This window comes from bacterium (assembly GCA_023145965.1).
Lineage (GTDB): Bacteria > UBP14 > UBA6098 > UBA6098 > UBA6098 > UBA6098.
Window position 1 is genome coordinate 28,932 of record JAGLDC010000040.1, and the last position, 21,668, is coordinate 50,599.

General features: G+C 45.2%; 16 protein-coding genes. 2 read left to right on the forward strand and 14 right to left on the reverse strand.

Annotated elements, in window-relative coordinates; genetic code table 11:
• Positions 1–59 precede the first annotated feature (59 nt).
• Together KAH81_04535 and KAH81_04540 are read left to right on the forward strand one after the other, a co-directional pair.
• The gene (locus tag KAH81_04535; GenBank protein MCK5832922.1) at positions 60–5,996 is read left to right on the forward strand and encodes a T9SS type A sorting domain-containing protein; all 5,937 of its coding nucleotides are present in this window, start codon (positions 60–62) and stop codon (positions 5,994–5,996) included.
• A gap of 223 nt (positions 5,997–6,219) precedes the next feature.
• A complete protein-coding gene (locus KAH81_04540; protein ID MCK5832923.1) occupies positions 6,220–7,875 on the forward strand; it encodes a BamA/TamA family outer membrane protein in 1,656 nt (551 codons plus the stop codon).
• Here KAH81_04540 and KAH81_04545 read toward each other — a convergent pair.
• The 14 genes from KAH81_04545 to KAH81_04610 form a co-directional block, all read right to left on the reverse strand.
• The gene (locus KAH81_04545; protein MCK5832924.1) at positions 7,870–9,264 is read right to left on the reverse strand and encodes an MBL fold metallo-hydrolase; all 1,395 of its coding nucleotides are present in this window, start codon (positions 9,262–9,264) and stop codon (positions 7,870–7,872) included. The two genes, KAH81_04540 and KAH81_04545, sit on opposite strands and share 6 nt — an antisense overlap.
• A 6-nt stretch (positions 9,265–9,270) precedes the next feature.
• Positions 9,271–11,472, reverse strand: coding sequence for a T9SS type A sorting domain-containing protein (locus KAH81_04550; GenBank protein ID MCK5832925.1), 2,202 nt, complete (start codon positions 11,470–11,472; stop codon positions 9,271–9,273).
• Between the two features lie 417 nt (positions 11,473–11,889).
• Positions 11,890–12,879: a hypothetical protein gene (locus KAH81_04555; GenBank protein MCK5832926.1), complete on the reverse strand. Its 990-nt coding sequence runs from the start codon at positions 12,877–12,879 to the stop codon at positions 11,890–11,892.
• Positions 12,880–13,251: 372 nt separating this feature from the next.
• Positions 13,252–13,488: a hypothetical protein gene (locus KAH81_04560; GenBank protein ID MCK5832927.1), complete on the reverse strand. Its 237-nt coding sequence runs from the start codon at positions 13,486–13,488 to the stop codon at positions 13,252–13,254.
• A gap of 173 nt (positions 13,489–13,661) precedes the next feature.
• Complete coding sequence (locus KAH81_04565) at positions 13,662–14,294, reverse strand: T9SS type A sorting domain-containing protein (GenBank protein MCK5832928.1); 633 nt, start codon at positions 14,292–14,294, stop codon at positions 13,662–13,664.
• A gap of 104 nt (positions 14,295–14,398) precedes the next feature.
• A complete protein-coding gene (locus tag KAH81_04570) occupies positions 14,399–15,160 on the reverse strand; it encodes a hypothetical protein (GenBank protein ID MCK5832929.1) in 762 nt (253 codons plus the stop codon).
• A gap of 12 nt (positions 15,161–15,172) precedes the next feature.
• Positions 15,173–16,225, reverse strand: a complete 1,053-nt coding sequence (locus tag KAH81_04575; GenBank protein ID MCK5832930.1) for a T9SS type A sorting domain-containing protein — start codon at positions 16,223–16,225, stop codon at positions 15,173–15,175.
• A gap of 117 nt (positions 16,226–16,342) precedes the next feature.
• Positions 16,343–17,491, reverse strand: a complete 1,149-nt coding sequence (locus KAH81_04580; GenBank protein MCK5832931.1) for a T9SS type A sorting domain-containing protein — start codon at positions 17,489–17,491, stop codon at positions 16,343–16,345.
• A gap of 17 nt (positions 17,492–17,508) precedes the next feature.
• Positions 17,509–17,757: a T9SS type A sorting domain-containing protein gene (locus tag KAH81_04585; protein MCK5832932.1), complete on the reverse strand. Its 249-nt coding sequence runs from the start codon at positions 17,755–17,757 to the stop codon at positions 17,509–17,511.
• A 138-nt stretch (positions 17,758–17,895) separates the two neighbouring features.
• Entirely contained in the window at positions 17,896–18,279 is a 384-nt protein-coding gene (locus KAH81_04590) for a hypothetical protein (protein MCK5832933.1), read from the reverse strand.
• A gap of 177 nt (positions 18,280–18,456) precedes the next feature.
• A complete protein-coding gene (locus KAH81_04595) occupies positions 18,457–19,104 on the reverse strand; it encodes a hypothetical protein (GenBank protein MCK5832934.1) in 648 nt (215 codons plus the stop codon).
• Between the two features lie 289 nt (positions 19,105–19,393).
• Entirely contained in the window at positions 19,394–19,831 is a 438-nt protein-coding gene (locus KAH81_04600; GenBank protein MCK5832935.1) for a hypothetical protein, read from the reverse strand.
• Between the two features lie 9 nt (positions 19,832–19,840).
• Positions 19,841–20,077 carry a hypothetical protein gene (locus KAH81_04605; GenBank protein ID MCK5832936.1) on the reverse strand — a complete coding sequence of 79 codons (237 nt, stop codon included), beginning with the start codon at positions 20,075–20,077 and terminating at the stop codon, positions 19,841–19,843.
• Positions 20,078–20,163: 86 nt separating this feature from the next.
• The gene (locus KAH81_04610) at positions 20,164–21,555 is read right to left on the reverse strand and encodes a hypothetical protein (GenBank protein ID MCK5832937.1); all 1,392 of its coding nucleotides are present in this window, start codon (positions 21,553–21,555) and stop codon (positions 20,164–20,166) included.
• Between the last annotated feature and the right edge of the window lie 113 nt (positions 21,556–21,668).

Sequence of the window (21,668 nt, forward strand, 5' to 3'; positions counted from 1 at the left end):
GCGACCCCGTTTTGATAAATATTTTTTGCAATTTCAATCCCCCCGGTAAAGGAGGAACAATGAAGTCCAGAGTTATCTTGGTTTCCTTATTAGTTATGATGATGGGCATATCGTTCGCCCAATCGGATCCACATGTTGTTTTTGGTGCTTTGATAAATGCCGATGGTTCCGCGCCAAACCCCGATTGCATGATATTCGAATCTTGGGTGACCACACGACCAACCGAGATTCTTACTCAGGATTCACCCGGTTGTGATTTTGAGGATAGCCTTTGGTTTGTCAATACAGGTAATTTTCCCACAGCTATCGCGGATGGAGAAGAGCTTTCTATTTGGCTTCGCGACACTTGTCTTGCCGAAACTTTAACTGTTTCTGGCAATGTTGATCTGTCATATCCCGAGGAAAATTGGGGTTCTTTCGAACTTATTGAAGAAGGCGAAACACCAATAATAACAGTGCTTACTCCAAATGGAGGAGATAGTTATGTTTGGGATGACCCAATAGACATAACCTGGACAAGCCTTGATCTTACCGGAAATGTCAAGATTGAGTATTCGATGGATGGTGGGGTAGTCTGGAACTCCATCACCGGCACAACTTTAGATGATGGAGCTTATGCTTGGATTGCTCCGCATATCACTTCAGAAATTATACTCTTCAAGATATCCTCTGTTATTTTTCCCACCGTGTTCGATGTTTCCGACGGCTTTACAGAAATCGTGCCGGAACCTTCGATAGAGCTTGTGTATCCTAACGGTGGAGAAATTCTTACTGTTGATGAAATTGTTAATGTAAGATGGGATGTGATTGGCGACGAGGGCCCATTTGAACTCCATATTTCGCGAGATGGAGGGGGCACGTGGACATTAATTTCCGGTGGTTTAGCTGGTCGTGGCAATCTCGATTGGACGGCTGTGGGACCGGCTTCAGATAACTGCCTTATTAGGGTTAGGGCTGAAGATGATGTTTTATTTAGTGATGTTAGTGACGCTGTCTTCGAAATCGTTGATTTAGTAGGGCTAACAATGGTATTCCCGAATGGCGGCGAGGTTCTGTTTATCGACTCTATAGCTGCTATAACCTGGGATGCTGGCGATGTCGAAGGCGATCTAGAATTATTATTTTCCCGTGATAATGGTGACTCATGGACACCGCTTGCAGATGGCCTTGGAGCGAGGGGCGTTTTTAACTGGGATGTTACCGGACCAACCTCTGAGGAATGCTTTATGCAGGTTCGTTCAGAAAGCGACACAACAATATTCGATAATAGTGATGCCGTTTTCGAAATAGGCGAGTATATCCCTCCGGTCGAGGACTCGATAGCGCCATCTCAGATTATTGATCTTGTGGTGATTGAGGTTCAACATGATCGAGCGCACCTTGCATGGAGCGCTCCCGGTGACGATGGAACCGATGGAACTGCTGCAAGTTATACTATGGGTTACGACCTTACTGCTTTCACATGGCCGGCTACATGGGAAGTTGCTGGAATGCCTATGCCCGAAGTAGCCGGAACGCCACAGGATATATGGATCGAGGGCCTTGCCCCAGAGACTGAATATTATGCTGCTATGATTGCCGAGGATGAAGAACCCAATGCCTCACCCATGTCGAATATGGTCAATTTCTCGACTTCTTCGGCGCCGGATACAATCCCGCCAGCTGGTTTCGATATAGATACACTTGTGGCTCGTGATGTCTCTTTCGATGGATTTACCATTTTTTGGGATGCCCCGGGCGACGATGGCAATATTGGCACGGCTGATAACTACGATTTCCGCCTCTCAACATTTGCTTTCCTAGCTGGGGATTTTGAGACTATGCCGGAAGTTGTTGCTGGTGTTCCTATTCCAGAGGTTGCTGGTTCGCGCCAGACTCTGATAATTAATGGCCTTACGCCAGATACAGATTATTGGATCGCCGGGAAGGCTTCCGATGAAGTCCTTAATGACGGCCCGGTATCGAACATTATTCATGTTAGAACTCATGAATACACTGACCTTATACCTGTTGGTAATATTATCGATTTATCGTGCGGTGATCTCGATATGAATGCAATCGAACTGATTTTTACCGCGCCGGGTGACGATGGTTGGGCTGGGACTGTTGGTATCGGTTACGAAGTCCGTTTCCTTGCAGATTCTGCTTTTGATCCCATCGATTGGGCATTTGTTGACGTCTATGACACTATTCCTCCTGTTCCAGGAAGGACAGAGGTTAGCTATTATGTGACCGGTCTTGATCAGGGAAGACAATATTTCTTTGTGGTGCGCGGTCTCGATGACGACGGTCCCGCTTCACTTCCTTCTGATTTAGCTGGTTGTTGGACACTCGGAAGAGTGAATCCTTTACCCGATATTGTAATGGATGAAGACGATCCCGATATGCTGCTCGAGGATATTTTTAATATATTTAATCCACCATCGGGTTTGACATATGGTGTTACTAGTTCAGAAGATGGTATCGATGTTTCAATCGCTGATTCGCAGGATATCTTGGTCTCGCTCGAAGAGAATTATTTTGGAGAGGGATGGATTATCATTTCAGCCACCGATGGCGAGGATATTCTTTTAGATTCAGTATATATTACCGTTAATCCCGTCAATGACGCACCAATTTTTATTACCATGCCAGCTGAAACGCTTGTTCTCGATGGATTCCCCTGGGAATACATGGCTATTGCAATCGATATTGAAGATGACCCTGTGGAATACGGTCTTATATCGGGTCCGGTGGGACTTGAAGTTGATATTTCAGGTTATGCAACCTGGTTGCCTTCGTCGATTGAGGGAACTTATACCATTAATATTGGTGCATGGGATGGAGCGGATACCTCGATACAGGAATTCGATATTGTTGTGATTAAATATAGCTACTCGATTTTCAAGCCTCATAACCTTCATGCATGGGATGGTTTCCGTGATTGCGTGCCGGTAGTTTGGCAAGCCCCGCTTGCAGTGGGACGCGATCTTCCTGTGCATCTCTCGCATTACAGATTATATCGAAGTGAATACTATGATTATGATTATTCGGTTCTGATCGATTCATTGCTTTTTAATAGCTATTGCGATAATACAGTCGTGCCGGGAGAGCTTTATTTTTATAAGGTTCAAGCTGTGTATTCAGACCCCGACTTCAATAGTGGTTTCTCCAATATAGATGGCGGCGCTTCGCTTGCCAGTAACTGGCTTTACAGCAGTTATACTATAGGCCCGCCGCCTATGGTCGATGGAGATCTTAATGAGGAAGTATGGTTCGAATCAACCGACATAGACCTGTTTAGCGAATTTGGGATATTGCTCTCCAATAGCGGTTCTTTTCTTAATATCGGCCTTACAAATCCGACGCTTAGTATCGAGGATGGTTTTACATTCCGTTTCTTCTTCGATGATAACAACGATGATGAATGGGATGCCGACAGTTCAACCGAGGGTTATTATGAAGTAGTTTATAATTCTGGTGCGGAGTCTGTGGTATATTTCCATCCGCTTCAACCAGATAGTATAGAACCGGAGGTCATTTCAGTAGGAGCGGTTGCTGAATGGTTGGACATGTTCGGCGCAGGATTCAATACCGAAATGGTCATCGATATGAGCGTTATGGAGGAGTTCTTCGCTCTGCCTTCAGAAACTGTGGGCGTAGCGTTCCAGATTCTTGATTCAGATGGTGATACATTCCTTAATTGGCCATCGGGAGCTAATCCCAGCAATCCTTCAGAATTAGCTCATTTAGTTCTCGGTTCGCCAGGTGGATTGCCCTCATTAATCGTTTCTCCACCGATAATTATTGCCAGCGTCGAGACCGGTTGGGCAACAAATAAACCCATCAGGCTTCACAACTATGGCGATGGGACTATTATCTGGAGCCTCGATGAATCCGCCGATTGGCTCGAGATCACGCCAGAAAACGGTGTAGTTCCGCCCGGGACTTATATCGAGATCGATGCAAGGCTTATCTCCGGCATCATGCCGACAGGGCTTTATAACACGACGATCACTTTCTCGTCCAACGATCCATTAAACCCCGAACAAGAATTGCCGGTTGAGATGACAGTTACTCCTCGAGTTCCCAGCCATTATCTTAGTGTATTTCCACCTGCAGAGACATCCATCGAACCGGGCAGCTTTGTCGAAATCCCGATTTATATCGGCGAGCTTTACGGAAATGAGATTACACAACTCGATTTTACTATAATGACCGATAGGGAATTCCTTATTCCTCTCGAGGTTAATAGAGGAATTAACCTTCCGCCGGATTGGAACTTCGTTGTCAGAAATATATACAACGACAGGGTCTTGCTCAGGCTTTATGGACATTCACCGCTTCCTGCTTCTGGAGAGCTTGTTAAGGTTCGTTATGCAGTCGAAAGCGGTATTCTCGAGGGAAGAAGTTCCCGTGTCGAGATCACTGATTTATTGTTTAACTATGATCTCGATGAGCTTCCGATTCCGATCCCCGGCAACGGTGTAATTATTGTCGGAGAGGAATTACGCTATTTCTGGTATGGTATGCTTCGTTATTTGGTGGAGGATGTTCAACAGGATTCTGTTAGATTCGGTTTACTCGATGCTGCTACGGATAATTACGATTACGGTATCGATGTTATGAATACGCCACCGCATAGCCTGTTTCACGATGCTTGGTTCCTCAGTAACGACTGGAAATATTTGGGCACAGATATTCGTTCAACCGGATGTGAAGTGCGCTGGGAATTGTGGTTTGAATCTGACGGTTCTATCGAGTGGGATCCTTGCCAAATGTGGCCTGGAGTTATGATCGACGGTGTTGTCGATATGAGTGTGGATAGCACTTATGAGGTTTCGACTGAAACACCTGTGATCATAACCTATGATGGCACTCCAGGGAATTATATTTGGCAGATAGATCTTCATCAAGGATGGAATATGCTTAGCGCGCCGCTTCAAGCAAGCTCGATGAGTGTGTCTTCGCTGTTCCCGAGTGCAATGGGCAATGCTTGGGCTTGGGATCCGACGACAGCCAACTATTATGAAAACTCAACGATCGATATTGGCGAGGGCTATTGGATACTATCTTCGATAGATACGAGCTACACCCGCACCGGAAATATCGTCTATTCATATGAGCGCGATCTTCCGAATGGATGGCTCATATTGGGAAGCCCGGCACATAGAACTTATCTTGCAGATCAGGATGTTGTTCCTGAAGACGCTTTTGTTTCAGGGACATTCTATTATTGGAATGCCGCTGCGGAAATCTCAACCTATGAATCGACCTCGTTCTTCACACCCGGCTTTGGCCAATGGATATACTGCCGCTTCCCGGCTACTTTAGAGGTTACGAGTATTTATCTTCCAAAGGATATCCCCAGCGAAGACATAAAGCCTGTGTTTGAGGGTCGTTTATTCCTCGCGGAGGACTCCGGTCAGTCGGTGATAGTTACTATCGGCGATGCTCTTGCGGACTTCCCGATTCCACCGCCCGCTCCGGGGAAATCGAACAGGCTATACCTCGATGGTGAACTACCACTTATGGCGAGAACCCTTGTCGGAAAAGAAGCTGAGTGGACTGGAAAAATAGATTTGGCTAAGTCGCAAACGCTTAGCTGGAGTCTATTTGGAGCCGGTGAAGCAGAGATCGAGATAGACGGAGCGAAGTTCGACATGCGCGAAACAAACGACATTCATTTAAGCATTGGCACGCATAGCTTCAAGGTGGTTTATTCTCGGGCAGTGCCTGAAAAAATTGCGCTTCATGGAAATATGCCAAATCCATTCAACGCCACGACAGCAATAACCTTCGATCTTCCGGAGAAGATGGACCTCTCTCTTACTATATTCGATATGACCGGAAGAAGTGTCAGTTCTATTGCCGAGGGAGAATTCGAGTCTGGAACGCATCGTATAATCTGGAATGGTAGAAGCGATAAAGGCATCAAAGCCTCGAGCGGGGTTTATTTTATCGTGCTAAAGGCTGGTAAAACCAATCTCCAAAGGAAGATGCTATTAATCAAATAATTGCATAAAAAATGAGAAAAATAAAACGCTTTCGGAATTCCGAGGGCGTTTTTTATATTCGTTAGTTTGTGTTATTTACATCGAATTTTATTAATAATGGTTTATATTGTTTGCGTGGGTAAATGTGTCATTTCCGCGAAAGGTTAAAATTATTATGTTTGATACCTCAATTTCAAATCGGCTCGGAATGACAAATATTGTGTAATTATCGGGTTAAACCTCTATGATTAGGAAGCTACTAATTCTCTTTTTGGCTGCTGTTTGCGCGCAAGGCGCTTTCGAGGCCGTGGTCTTATCTTCGGGGCCAATCGGGCGGGAAATAATTCTCGAGATTGCGGAAAAGACCAATCAAAGCGAACTGACAGATACAATCGAGTCAATTTATATAGACGAAGGTTACCTCTTTGTTAAGGTATTATTAAAAGAGGATTCGTTGAAGGGAAAATGCTTTATTGATGTAATCCCAGGGCCACTGGCGGTTGTGAAATCATACAATATTGAGGGTTTTATTGGCGAGATGCCCCGATTGAATATTCAGGAAGGCAAGTCTTTTCGTCGCACCGATCTAAACAAAGACATGGACGGCTTAGTTTCATCGCTTGAGAATAACGGTTATCCATTTGGTGAAACGCGTATCGAGTCCCTTACAATATCTCAACCGGTCGGCCAAGAGGTTGACGTTAGGATAAAGCTTGTCGTAAGTCCGGGGGATTCAGTTAATATTAGCGCTGTTATAGTTCCCAAGGGGGCTAAAACGAAGGCTCGGTTCATAGAAAAAAAAATGCTTCTTCGACCATCCATTTTATACAAGCAGAAGCATATCGATGCCGGAATCAAACGCCTCGACGATCTCGAGTATTTAAATATTTCCGGTGCACCGGAGATCCTCCTCGATGAAACAGGCGAGTGGGCGCTCAAACTAAAATTTACCGAAGGCCGAACTGTCCTAATAAACGGCATACTCGGTTATGCACCTCGATCTGATAAGAAGGGCGTTTCCGGGCAAATAGATGCCCTTTTTGACAATATTTGGGGTACAGGACGAAGCCTTGCCCTGAATTGGAATCAATCGATAGACGAGTATCTCAAATTCAAGGCCAAGTACGTAGAACCCTGTATTTTCGGTGGTTTCGGGGATCTATCAATTTCCGCTGAGTATTATGAGCGAGGGAGTTCATATATTGAGCGGAATTTCTCATTCGAATATAAACACCCGATAAATTATTTTATGAGCTGGTCGGCAGGCGCAACATTTCGAAGTATATTGCCCGGCACTTCGGGTTCCGGAAATATTCCAAAATCTTCGGAGAGTAGGTTGACATTTGGAGGATATGTTGAGAAGTTATATCCACGCGTTAATCCTAGCAAGGGGTGGGATCTTTCGCTTAAAACCTCGCCGAGTTATATAGAGCGCTCCGTTTTGGAATTAACCTCGTTTTCTCTGGACGAATACGAAGCGTTAGCCAGAATAGAAGGCAGATTTGTAGGAGCACAAAAAATCGGAAGAAGCCTGGTTTTTTTCGAGGATATAGAAGGTAGAACCATATTTTCTAAGGGTGGATTGGCGTTGTCAGACTTATATTATCTAGGTGGATGGGGAAATCTTCGCGGCTACCGAGAGGATCAGTTTTCAGCGGATAATCTGGGGTGGTCGAACTCCGAATTACGTTTTCTTATAGGAGGCGAAGCACATGGTTTCGCCTTCCTCGACTGTGGTCTAATTCGACCATCGGGAGGAGATTATGAATTCAAAACCGGCTATGGAATAGGTCTTCGAATTTCGACGGCAATAGGCCGCTGGACTGTAGCCTACGGAATAGCCGGAGGAGAATCGCTCACCTCGGGCTTAATTCACGTAGGATTAGTTGCTGAATTATAACTCGAAAGATTGTCCTGGATAGGGAACGACGACCTCCAGTTCTGGACGCAGCTGTTTTATTCCCTCTTGAAGCGCAAGAGATTGATCTTCCTCGCCATGGACAATGAAAACTCTCTTGAGTTTTGGCCCACATTTCTTAACGAATTTAAGAAGTTCGTCTCGGTCGGCGTGTGCGCTGAATGTATTCAACTCTCTAACCTCAGCTCGAACCTGATGCTCTTCGCCAAATATCTTAACAGGATTGTCGTGGTCGATAATCCTTCTGCCGAGGGTGTTTTTCGCCATATAACCAACTGCAAGAATTGTGTTTTTCGAATCTCCAATATTATTACGAAGATGATGGAGGATGCGCCCGGCTTCACACATGCCGCTCGCTGATATAATTATCATCGGTCGAGGGTCATTGTTGAGTTTCTTGGAATCCTCGACAAGCCTTGTGTATTGGACTTTTCCGAAACCAAAGGGGTCCTCATGTTCACGAATTAATTCTTGCGCCTTTTGATCGAGGTATTGCAGGTTTCTGCGGAAGACTTGAGTGACATTTATTGCCAAAGGCGAATCGACTATAATTGGAATATTAGGGATACGCTCTTCGATATGAAGCTCGTGAAGGTAATATATAAGCTCTTGAGTGCGTTCCATGGCGAAGCTTGGGATGAGGACTTTTCCACCCCTTTTGATGGTTTTATTTACCGCTTCGGCAAGCTCAGATTTGGCATTTTCAATTGGGTCGTGAAACCGATCACCATAAGTTGACTCAATAATGAGGACTTCAGCTTTGTTGATTTTAGCCGGGTCTTTGAGTAATGGAAGGTTTTTGCGACCAAGATCGACAGCATAGGCAAGACGAAGACAGCGGTCGCTTTTTTGAAATGAAAACTCGGTGAGTGCGCTGCCGAGTATGTGTCCAGCATCACGGAAGATGGCTTTTGTCGAGGGAGCAAGCGCGAACCATCGCCCATAAGGTCGTGGCACAAATTGATGTATTGTTTCGAGAGCATCTTTCATCTCGTAAATCGGTTCTATCGGTTCGAGCCCGGCCCTTTTACGCTTTTTATTTACAAATTCAACATCGCGCTCTTGGAGGTAAGCTGAGTCGGCGAGCATGTATTGACATAGATTGTCCGTTGGTTTAGTAGTATAAATTGGGCCTTCGAAGCCCTTTTTTACAAGGCGTGGAAGATTGCCCGAATGATCGATATGTGCGTGACCGAGGACCACAGCATCGATAGATTTTGGGTCAAAAGGAAGTTTCCGGTTTTTCTCATTTGCTTCGTCTCGATGACCTTGAAAAAGGCCACAGTCGAGTAGGATGCGTTTATCTTCTGTTTCAATAAGATGTTTAGAACCCGTAACTTCGCGAACTCCGCCATAAAATGTGATTTTCATAGTCTCCTATTTCATCAAAATGATGCGTTTATTAACGGTTCTATCAGGCGAGGATACGAAATAGATACCGGACCCGAGATCATTGCCTTTGGTATCTGTTCCGTTCCAGAGGATAGTAAAATTTTGCTCTTCGTTTGGTGTAATGGGTATTTCTCGAACGAGTTTTCCCTGCATGTCGTAAATTTTAAGCTTCCCTCGAGTTGTATTAAATAAGTCTATCTTGCAAGAGGCGTTAAATGGATTTGGCGAAATGGATATTTCGCAATGCTTTGGCAATCTGGATGATTCCTCGGTTAGGAGGGTGGTATCACTGGAGTAGTAAATCCATACATCGTCGATATACCAGCCAACCTGCGTGTTGACGCTCGATGACCCGAAATCCCAAGATATATCGACCGTCTGGCCGCGCCAAGGAGTAAGGTCACAACAGACTTCTTGCCATTGCTTGGCAAAGCTAGTATCAGCAAAGGAAAGTTGGTCTGGAATCAATGCATTCCAACTGGATTGGACATCATCATATCCAGGTGTAGGGGATAGGATAGTGCTATCGCTCGACGACGTCCATATTTTCATGTTACCACCATCGTGGAAAGCATCGGATGATGGGGTCTGAAAGCTATACCAATGGAAGAACGAAAGCACGATGCTATCGGCATCGGGTAGAACGATATCCTCGAGTGCAAGCCTGCTTTTGCTCTCATTGCTATATTGCCCATCGAGGGTTGTTCCCCATAGCTTTTGACCGGAATGGGCGGCGACAACACCCAGTGATGGCTCGCCCCATTCCCACTCTTGGGGATTCGGTGTGAAGGAATGCGTAACAAAACCACCATTATCCACTTCGAAATCCGCACTAAAGATAGTCGTCGGGTTCTTTGAATTAAGCTCAAAATCGAGGCGGGCGAGACCGGTTGAAGGTATTATTATAGATTGAGTCTTTGTGTCATATCCCGGAGCCGATGCTGTGATATCGACTGTGCCGGCAAGGTGTATTCTGTGGTAATAACCGTTTTCGGGTGAGGAATAGAAATCGAAACTTGGGGGGTTTACAGTAAGGGTCGCGGCTATTGGATCGCCGGAAAGGCTGTCGATAACGGTGCCGTGAACTCCGTGATCAAGGCATACTTCGATGGTCGCGAGATAGGCATCGTAATTGTCGTCCCAGACATCGGGAAGAGAATCGTATGGAGGCGTTTTATGATTACCCAATTCGACAGTAAGATGAAGGCCGCCGCGCATCCAATATGTGAAGTCTTGAAGAGTGCCGTCTGCCTCATACCAATCGTAGCCATTGGTTACACCATGGTCGAAACCCGACGATGAGTTGTTATACATCGGTATATTGCGATCCGCGTAATTTCTTGCTATGAATATATATAGCGAATCGTCTGGACAACGAATATTCGTGAAATCCCATGGATAATTTGCAACTAAAGCGCCTGTGTGGAAATTAATAACATTGGAGGCGAATCTTCCGTTAGCCCATTTCGAGATTGCTTGCGTTTCTATTTCCGCGCTCCAAGAATAATCACCTTCAGTGCCATCGGGCATGGCGAAGTTGCGGTTGAGGTCCCTACTATTATTATTGTATCTGCTTCGCGAAACATAACCATCGGGATTCAAGAGGGGATTAATATATATTTCGCAAGAATCAACGAGTCGCGTGACGCGCGGGTCCGAGCCGTAGTTGTCCGTGAGCGAGTCGATGAACCACATAAGGAAGATCATCCCCGGCGGTTCGTCTCCATGCATGGTGCTGATATAGCAAAACTCCGGCTCGCCCTCGTCCCAGGCCACATAGTCGGATATTTTCATCATAAGAAGCGGTCTTCCGCCGACGGAATAGCCAAAGGTGTCGAGCGAGGCGATGACCGGATGGTCGACCACAATCTGATTCATAAACGATAGATAGTCTGAGTGAAGCGGATAACCGGAGGGTTCTTTCGAAATGTCCGCCAAAACGCGAGCATCAGTTTCAGGGAGTACCTCCAGCGGGTATTCGAGCGCGAGGAGTGCTTCGAGATCAGTCTCGCGCACAACCCCGAATACCTCGCCAGTTTCCACCTTATAATTATCGATGCCAAGACCGGTATTTACCAATTCCCTCAAGGCATCTCGAGATGGCACCTCGATACGAACATCGATTTCAGCCGGAAGCGCCAGACATGCAGTTGCCACAACGATAATCAATATAACAATACGGTTCATAATAGCCTTCGCGATGTATTAAGAGTAAGAACGTATGTAATATACGTCCTACATTCGCCTTTTGCCATTTAACTTTTGCCTTTTGTCTGCATATTTATCCCCCCCTCCGCGCTGTCACGATTTTTGCTACGGTCGATAAGAACTTTTGAATACAGTATTTCGACCGCAAAAATCCCAGCCCTTCCCCTCGATGTCACGAAATTTGCAGAGGGGCAAATTGCGCGCCATCGACCGCCCCCGCGCCAGCGGTCGCCAGCGGCGACAGGCAACGTGCTCGACGTGGAGCGCGACTCGCTCCGTGGCCGGGACATTTTCGCAATGACAAAAAAAAGGCGGCCTCCAAGCCGCCCTAAATCCTTTAATTTTGCATTATCCGCCTGCCCCTACGGTGGAGGTCGCCATTATACATTATACATTCTACTTTATCTCGATTCCCACCGGTTCGCAAGCCTCCGTCAATCCGCCCTCGCCATCGTCCGCAACCACCGAATAGTAATTCCCGAATCCGGGGTCGTTGTCCGTGTCGGTGTAGGAACCGTTTTCCTCCATCGGCGGGATGCCGTCGACGAACGCCGGGAACGGAAGCATCGGCGCGGGCGAACCCGCCTGCACGATCTCGCGAAGAAGATTATATTTCACCGCACCCGCGACCTTTTTCCATGTGATAAGAACATTCCCTATCGGATCGATAACAACCTCCAGCCTCTGCACCATCCCCCACGGCGTCTCCTCTTCCGACGTCCCGCTTCCGCCACCGCCAGACGACGTTCCCCACTCCGTGCTTGTCCACCATTCGGCCTGGCTGTCCGGATGGAAACCGTTATACCAGTTGAAAATATCGCGCTCTTTGGCATGGCGGGCTTCGCGCGCGGCAACGACATCGTCCTGCGCCTGCTGAGCGATATTGTAGGAATTATAATAATTCGTTCGCACCATCTCAAAATCGCCGAACAGCGTGATAAGCGCGTTGAACTGCGGCTCCAATGGCGCGTATTCGGGCGGAACGCCACCGCCGATTACCTCGTTCCAATGCATAATGCAAATCTCCGCGACTCCACCCAACTCATCGCGGCTATCGGGAAGAGATTTATCCAAACCGAAAGAACCCATGACATGCGGATCGATTACGGTCGGGATGATTTGCTTAAGAAGTTGAAGCTGTTTTTTAAGTAAATCCGTAACGTCGGTGTAAATCTTGCTTCGGTCATTGGCAACCCCGTGAAGCGCTTCCCAATTATTGATTGCCGCCTCCAGCGCATCGATTAGCACCGGCAGATCGCCGACCTCGTGCGCGGGATAATCCGACTCGCCAACCTTTGTCAAAAGCCAGGCATAAACCCGCTTTAGCCACAATAAATACGGGCGATGCGAAAAATCTCTGTCCGGATAACGTGATTTGATAGGCATAATTCCCTCCCTTTTCTCGGATTAAAAATAAATTTTGTAAAAATATTCAAAATCGCTCAACCACACCACGGATTAGCCATCTAAAAGTCCGGGAACACAATCTAAAAGCGCGGAATGCCTTCCAAATCCACGGCACCACCGTCTAAAAGCGCGGCAACACCATCTAAACCCCGGTTTCGCCTCCCAAATCCGCATAAATTCATCATAAAACATTAAAGAACAATAACTTACATCCCCACTATCCTATTCATACACCCCAAACCCATTCGGGGCGGTTCGGCGGGGCATTATACATTATAAATTATGCATTCTGCATTTCTCCGATGCCCCCACGCCGAGCACAAAATCAATCATTCAATTCGGGTCCCTCCTTTATTCAATTTTTCCCTTCTCCATTTCCTTAACCTCCGGCTTCAAAACAGTGTGTATTGCCGAAAGCCACCGTTGAATATCTTCGACCGATTTCTTGTTTCCTTTCAGTTCTTGTTTAATAGCTTCGGTATTCTTCGCTATTTCAAAGAACTTCACAATCATCATTATCCATAGAATAAAAAAGAATAATCCTACGAAAACACCGACAATACCTGCGCCGCCTAATAATTCTTCCATACGAACCTCCTACTATTTCAAATTAACCACCCGATTCCAAAATCCTCTCAATCATTCAATTCGGGTGCCTCCTTAAATTTTATTCTCTATCCGTAGGGGAGCACCTGCGTGTGCTCCCGTTTTCCGCGCAACCGCAGAGTGGGAGGGCACATAGGCCCTCCCCTACGGCAATCTTATTTTAAATACACCACACGCTTCGTAATATCCTTATCCCCGATTTTCGCCCTGACCAAATATACGCCACTACCAACCGACGCCTCCGGTTTCCATATTTGGTTTCCGCCGCCTAATTCACTAACCTTCCGTCCTTCTATATCGAATATCTCAACAACTGAATTTTCTGGTGTCGAAATACGGCACATCGAGTTGAATGGATTGGGAGAAATTAACAAACCATGTTTTGTTGGGACGTTATTCTCTTTTAAACCTAAAACATCTGCAATATTCAACAAGATTGTATCAGCAAAGTCGCTACCTGAAGGATAATCACCCATTGGGAATAAATCATGTTCGATGATCAAGCTTGTAGTATCTTCACTTGTCCAATTATTAACCTGAAAACTAGCCATTTCGTCATGATCGAAGCAGATTGTATCCGAACCAATCTGTATATCCCAATAATATGTTTTACCGTAGAACAAGTGCATATCAGAACAAAACGCAGGGGCTTCATTTATTATTTTGAGGAAATCTGTGGTGTCGTTCCAAATAAAGTGAATATCGCCCGAACTTGCAGTCCTTGCAGAATCTAATGAGAACCCGAACTGCGCGCTGTCATCATTCAACTTGTAAAAGGTTATATCCATATATTTTTCAACGTCCCCGGTCCAAACCCTAAAATAGTTTGGATCATCTGTCAAATAGATCCCATCGTAAGTAGATGCGTCGCACTCAATATCTTTCAACTCGATTACTTTATTGCTTCTAAGAACAGCCGACGAATACTCGATTCGTCGAAACCTCCGCTCCCGCGATTTATAAAGAGCATATTAGAAGCCGATTCATAGGGGCTGAGGCAATAATTAGTCGGGCCTTCCGGGTCGGTGAACGTTACGGTAAGCATTACAGACGAATGAACGGTAAACGTTTTGTCGTCGGGGTCATAGACAAACGGATAAACATTGGTGTGGGCTACCGGCTGCAAACGTAACTTACCAGATTCCGCTAATTCACCCGATTCGGAAGGATAATCCGACGTTCCGTTAATATAATAACTCGTATCGATCACAAATTTCTCTCCCCATCCGAAAGAAGTATCTGAATCGTAGATAGAAGTGTCACGAACCCACTCCGGTGCCGGATAGACGGTAACGCTGTCATAGACCACAGACCCGGCAAACGAAACGGAAACATCGTAATCGTCGCAATGTGGCGAAGCAAGGAGTTCTTTAATATATGGTAGTTCGGGCATACCCGTAGAATCTAAAACAGGACAATCTACTAACGAAATTCGGTGATAAAGAGTTCCATCTACTATTATCGTATCCGCAGTAAAGCCGTAGATGGTATATTCGATACTTACCGAGGTCGAATTTCCAACAATAAGCTCCGGAGTTGGAGCAACCTCATCCTGGCTATCTATATTATTCCAGCCAACAGTTGGTTTATTAGCTAATATACTGCTAACAATTGCAATGGTGAGAACCGAAAAAAGCAATTTTTTCTTCAACATGATTTCCTCCGTTTATTTTGCGTAAAATACTTTTCCAAAATCGTTGTTTATTTTAACGAGGTATAACCCCGCCGGTAAATCGCTAGGAGACCAAATATACATACCCATATAGTCGGTCGCCCCGGATTCTATAAAGCGACCCTGTAAATCGAAAATTTCCAATTCTGAAGACGGTCTACTTAGTATTCTACAATTTGTGTTAAAAGGATTTGGATACACTCCAATTCGCATTCTTTCCGGTTTTCCGGTCTCTTTGATACCGGAAAGGGTATCAAATGTAATACCCTCCGCCGAATGGGTCATACACGTAAATGTAGCTCCAAAATTACGTGAATAGCATATTTTAATACTCCCTCCTCGTTGCCAATAATATTCATTCTCGTGGAAGTAAGAATCGACTCCATACAACTCGCCGGAAAACATTCCCCCAACTATATCATCCAACGTACCTTCTTGAGCAGACCAGCTAAATGAAAAGGGGAAAGAATTCATATTTACAAATGTTGAACCGTAATCTGCGGAATAGAGAATGGAAGTAGGAGAAAGAATATATAAATCGCCAAGTCTTCCCCTCCTAACAAAATGGGAATTACGGTATCCGAAATCGTATATTTGAGTCCAGGTCGTTAATGTATCGGTGCTGTGGTAAAATTGCCCATATATTTGGTTAAGTAAAAAAAGCTCCCCTGATTCCCAACCTAAACAATTTCTACCAAAACTACTTGAGCGTCCAACGGTATCGTAATCAATACCGAAGTTACTTGATCTTATAACATAAGAGCTTTGACTCTCATATACCTCTCCTAAGGAATATCCTGAACTTAACATGTCATTATAGCCAACGTGGACTACTCTAAGGTGCCAACTTGCCCCATAATCACCGCTATGGTATAAATTTTCACGCGTTTTTTTATAGACATTCCCTATTTCATAATCTGCTGCTATAGCTGAATACGTCCATGGATAAGCGGCTGAGTCCTTGACTACCAACGTAGTTCCACAATTGGAAGAATAGTATAAAAATTCTCCGGTCAACGAATCCGGGCTTATATCCGGGCTAACCACATAAAGCCCACCCGGCGTGCGGTCTTTTGCTATGCGTTACTCGGCGAGAGAAGCGACTGCAATCAAAACGATAAGAAAGAACAATATATTTAGCTTCGAAAAGGACATGATTCCTCCTTATTTCAAGTAAGTTAGTTTTACAAAACCATCACAGATTTTAGCAAGATATACCCCAGCGGGGACATCTTTCGGACACCAATTATATATGCCCCAATTATTTGTCTCGCCCGATTTAATGAGTTGACCTCTCAAATTAAATATCTCCAAGTTAACATTAGGAATACTAAGGATTCTACAGTAAGAATTAAATGGATTAGGATAAATTTCTAATTCTCTGTATTCTGGTCTGGATATCTCTTCAATGCCCGTTAATGTGTCATAAGCTATTCCGTCCGCAGAATGCTTTAGGCATGTAAAGGATTCTCCATAATCTTCAGAAAAACATATCTGAATCCAACCGCCAGTATATCCAGTCATATAATCCCAATAGGAAAAATCTTCAATGGCGTATAATTCTCCCGCTTCTAAACCGGGCGTTATATCTCTGAAATCTGCAGAAAAAGAGTTCATTCGTGTAAAAATCGAGCAGTGATCACAAGAGTGTATTATTGAATCCCCCGAAAGGATATAGATTTCACCCGGCCTATGACCTCTTCGCATAGGTTGGACTATACCAGGGGGTAAACTACTAACTACAAGGTTTGAATCTCCACCATTAAAACTATAATATAATTCGCCTGTATCGATCCTGAATCCATATAACTCATTCTCTCTTACTCCCGCACAAGGATAGTGGTAAATAAATGAATCCGTTAAACTGTCTAAAGTAACACCGTAGTCAAGACTTTTGACTAAACGAGGAATGACTGTTGTGAATAATTCTCCTGAAATTCTACTAGATGATAAATCTGAATAATAATCTGCTAAACCAGACATCCGAAATACCCATGAACTCCCAAAATCGTCACTATAATACAAAGATTCTGTTGAAATCTTATATAGAATTCCTGTTGTATAATCGGCAGCGAATTCACTGCAATAATATGTATCGTGTCCAGGAAATGAGTCTTTTACAACGAGCGTTGTTCCAGCATCTGGAGAAAAATATAAGTAGCAACCGGAAAGAGAGTCCACACTAGTATCCGGCCCCACAATATAAAGCTCGCCGGGTGTGCGGTCTTTGGCTATGCGGGCTTCGGTTATAGGAGCGGAGCAGAGCACAGCGAACAAAGCGAGAATAAAGAGAATGTTGGTTTTTATTTTCATTATTCCCTCCTTGTAATTTACTTTTGGAAAACAATTTTGCCAACTGAATATTGTGATTTAACAAGATAAAGACCTGAGGGCATATTCTTCGGTTTCCAAGTGAACCGCCCGCAATAGTTCGTTTTATCAGAAAGGACTTCCTTACCCGTAATATCAAGTATCCTTATAAATGAATTTGGCTTAGAAAAGATTGTGCAAGTTGAATTGAATGGATTAGGGAATACTTTAATCCGTGGTATATCTGGTAATACCCGATTCTCGGACACTCCTAATAGAGTATCAAAAGTAACTCCATCCGCACAATGCGAAATACATAAGAAATTTGCTCCGTAATCCTCTGAGAAACAGATTCTTATAATGCCACCACAGTCGGGTATATATGGATCTCCATAGCAATATTCAGCTCAAGCATATAAATAACCTGGGTCATTACCCCCGGTAATAAAAGAAGGAAAGCTTGGAGATGGTGGATGGAATGAATTATTGGTTACAACAAAATTTGTGCCGTAATCTGCAGAATAGAAAATCGAATCGTCGTCATAAACATATAGTTCACCCGGTTCAGAACCTCTTGCGATTTCAGGACAATTATAGCCAAAATCATGGACTAAATATTTCGTTCTTAAAGTGTCATTGCTATAGTAAATACGTCCCAATAACGTATTCATAACGAATATTTCCCCGGATTCCCAACCCAAACAGCCGTCATTAAAATCATACGCCCAGATTAGACTATCATAGTCTAATCCGTAGTTTGTTGCTCTAACAAATCCGTAGTAGGTTGGCAAATAAAGTTCTCCTGGCTCATATCCTGTAAGGATTGGGCTTGATGCGCGATAACGGTTCCCCCAAGTCTCGCCGTAATCGTTACTATGGAATAATACCTCGCGATATACTTTATACAAATTACCAACTGTATAATCTGCGCCAAGAGATTCAGGTTCAGTGAATCTATATGCATCCCGTCAGTTTAACGACGGTTGCGCGTAATACAAATACGAATACACAAATTCCGGCGGCGCGGTGGCCATTATAAAATCTGTCGTTATGCCGAAGGTGTCGCTTATGAACTGTGTGAATTTCTTTGCGGCGGCCCATTGGTTGGAAAGCCTGCATTGCTCTGTCACTCCGGCAACGCCGTAAACCACCTCGCTTACACCGGCTTCATAAAAGTCATCTACCTGGTCTTTGACCGCTAACCAAATTGTATCTTGTAGGTCTTGTTCATCCGAATCGGCAGGCTCGAAAATATATTTACCCCAGCCATTACGGTTTGGAATTGCTAAATCCGTATTCTGCTCATCCCAGCATACGATTCTATCGATGTCGATAATTGCATCGGAATCCAATAGCTTAACGCGGTAATTAAAGAAAAGGTATTTCTTGTAGACATCCACCGATTCCCATCCGCGAGAGTAGGTCGTGTCCTCCCACGCGTTTTCCCATGTATATTGAAAACTGAAAGTATTGAATCCGGTCCAACCGTGTTCAACAAGCGATCTGAGAGTGTCTGCATCTATCACCAGAGAATCATAGAAAGAAGTATCCGCTAAACAATTTTGAACGTGGTCAAGGTAAACGCCGAAAATCAGAACATCTCCGCTGGCCGGCAAACTCGAAGTATCGGCCCGGATATCTATGGAAAGGGTGTATGGAACAATCGGAACGGAAGCCGTATCTCCCTCTCTAACAACCTCGTATTTATGCCAGTTCTGCCCGCCGTCGTTTTTTTTGTAATAGCCGTATTGGCGGGAGTATTTGCCGTTTACGGAATCGAGATCAGTATCGCTTGTTTTATAAGCTATCGGCGCGATAAGAACTACTCCCGTGTCTCCTGTGAAACGGACATATTTACCGCCCCTCGCCGTATCTTCAGTAGTAGTGATAACCGAACCGACAGAATTATCGAACCAGGTTCTGAAGAGGTAGTTCGTCGGTATTCCGTCGGGAAACCATTGTGCTTTCCGCTTCCCAGTTCTCGTAATGAGCCGCTGCGGCCCTCAGAACCGCGCTGCCCTGTGAGTCGATATGCGCTTCTTTCAAATAGAATTCCACGTCCTCGCAATGCGTTTGCTGCGCCATAGTTTTCACACCATCTGACATTAATTCGAGGTCGGTGCGAGCATGACCGTCGAGAGCGGGAAAGGCAAGCGATCCCATGCTGCTGTCGTAGACCGTCGATACGAATACGTAATCGAGACCGAGAGAGTCGATTAGTTCAGCGTCATACGAGTCGAATACAGTGCCGTAGACGCCGCCCCATATCTGAAACTCGGCCATTAGGGGGAGCGCTATCATTAATAAAATCGCCATGACAAATATACTCAGTTTTTCCGACATCGTATCCTCCTATTTTAATATCGTTGCCGTTCTCAAAGCCACGTCGTCCCCCGCGGAAAGCCGAAGGAAATACATGGCCGAAGGCAGTTTGCTTCCGGTATCGTCCGTGCCTTTCCACTGGAACTCGTGGTAATCCGGCGAAAAGACGCCGGACATCGTCCTTACTTGCCTGCCCGACGTATCGAATATCCGCAGAATAACGGTTTCCTCGCCGGAACCACGCAATCTAAATTTGATTTTAGCCAATTCGTTGAACGGATTTGGAAAAGTTCCCAACAACGCGACGCGCGTCGGTCGTTCGGCGATCTCCGTTTCCTCGATATTATCGAGCGTTAAAAATATCGCATCTGTCGGCTGCGACTCGTGTCCCGCCGTATCGACTGCGGCAATCGAAAATAGGACGATGTCCCAAAAGGATAGGGACCCAGATCATAAGTTGTATCCGGTGGGTAAATATCGGCTATCTTGTGCGCCGGGATTATCGGGAAATCCGGCGTCCAGCCACAATACAGTGTATAATGCGAAAGCTCGGTCTCCGTGTTCGGTTTCCATTCAAAATGGAAATACGATGAATCGCCATCGCCGGTGAAGCTATCCGGTATGTCGGGAGCAAGGTCGAGATAGAGATAGTTTTGACCTCCGGGGCCGCCGTATGCCCCTATGTCGTTGCGAGAACCGTCGATGTCGTTATAGCGCGGATTGGGATGACCGGCGTCTATGCATGGCGAACCGTATTGTAGATGGACATCGAATATTGTATCACCCCGAAAATCGTAGTCCTCGACGAACATAGGGTCGGCGGCGAAGTTGCCAAATAAACCGATTACACTATCCGGATCGCCTACTTCGGGATTCCAGATACAATTATAGCTGGTATAAAGAGAATCTCGTGCGAAACGATTCGCGGTATTCATATAGATATTATTAACCTTAACTACTTCCGGTTCGAGACCAAGATGACCGCCTCCACAGAAAGAGTTATTCTCACAAAGGACGTTAGTATAGCATTCAGTTGGGTTGCCACCCAAAAATTTCCCTGCGAAATTGTTGGTAATTATCGCTGAATCTCTTGGAGACCCAAACATGATATTAGCGTTAAAAAGGATATTCTTCCTGATAATCTGATACAATCCGGCGCAAAAATCATTAGAGATTAAGCCACCCGGCCCATAAACAATGTTATTCTCCAAAACACCGGAGACTCCCCACGGTGAAGCATCAATCAGGAAAATACATCCCGAAACCAGGCAGTCATAACTTGCAGACATAGAAATACCGTTGCCACCGTAACCTGGTCCGGCCACTATGGTTTTCACATCGATTATTCTCCACCCCCTCATCTCGCCACCTGCGTTTATAGCAGTGCAGTTTAAAGTGGGTGGGTGCGCGGCATTTACGCATAAGTCCTGAACCGTGCAATAATTAACCATCCTAACGACTACAGTGGTAGAAGTCAGTTCATTCCGGTGAATAATCGTCGAGTCCATACCCGAACCAATCAGGGCCACGGAATCCGGCAAAACCACAAGTTCGTGCCATTCACCCGCTGCCACCCGCACCGTATCTCCTCCGCTACACGCGGCCACCGCTTCGCCAATCGAGTCTGTAGCCGTCGCCCAGCTATCATAAGGCGGCGTGCAACTACCCGTGTGTGAGACGTAGTAGGTCGCGGCGAAAGCGCACGAAAAGACGAAAATAAATATTATTGAATTTACGCTATTCATAAATTGGTTACTCTACATAAAAGAACTCGATTTCCACGCGAGGCGGATATAGTGGGTTTATATCAAACACGTCGGACTCCCTTCGCGGCTTGGTTATAAGCCCGTTATTCGCG

Excerpts from the sequence above, each read along its gene's own strand:
- KAH81_04535 (MCK5832922.1), top strand. The coding sequence starts at position 60 with ATGAAGTCCAGAGTTATCTTGGTTTCCTTATTAGTTATGATGATGGGC.
- KAH81_04540 (MCK5832923.1), top strand. The coding sequence starts at position 6,220 with ATGATTAGGAAGCTACTAATTCTCTTTTTGGCTGCTGTTTGCGCGCAA.
- KAH81_04545 (MCK5832924.1), bottom strand. The coding sequence starts at position 9,264 with ATGAAAATCACATTTTATGGCGGAGTTCGCGAAGTTACGGGTTCTAAA.
- KAH81_04550 (MCK5832925.1), bottom strand. The coding sequence starts at position 11,472 with ATGAACCGTATTGTTATATTGATTATCGTTGTGGCAACTGCATGTCTG.
- KAH81_04555 (MCK5832926.1), bottom strand. The coding sequence starts at position 12,879 with ATGCCTATCAAATCACGTTATCCGGACAGAGATTTTTCGCATCGCCCG.
- KAH81_04560 (MCK5832927.1), bottom strand. The coding sequence starts at position 13,488 with ATGGAAGAATTATTAGGCGGCGCAGGTATTGTCGGTGTTTTCGTAGGA.
- KAH81_04565 (MCK5832928.1), bottom strand. The coding sequence starts at position 14,294 with ATGGATATAACCTTTTACAAGTTGAATGATGACAGCGCGCAGTTCGGG.
- KAH81_04570 (MCK5832929.1), bottom strand. The coding sequence starts at position 15,160 with ATGTTGAAGAAAAAATTGCTTTTTTCGGTTCTCACCATTGCAATTGTT.
- KAH81_04580 (MCK5832931.1), bottom strand. The coding sequence starts at position 17,491 with ATGAAAATAAAAACCAACATTCTCTTTATTCTCGCTTTGTTCGCTGTG.
- KAH81_04600 (MCK5832935.1), bottom strand. The coding sequence starts at position 19,831 with ATGTCGGAAAAACTGAGTATATTTGTCATGGCGATTTTATTAATGATA.
- KAH81_04610 (MCK5832937.1), bottom strand. The coding sequence starts at position 21,555 with ATGAATAGCGTAAATTCAATAATATTTATTTTCGTCTTTTCGTGCGCT.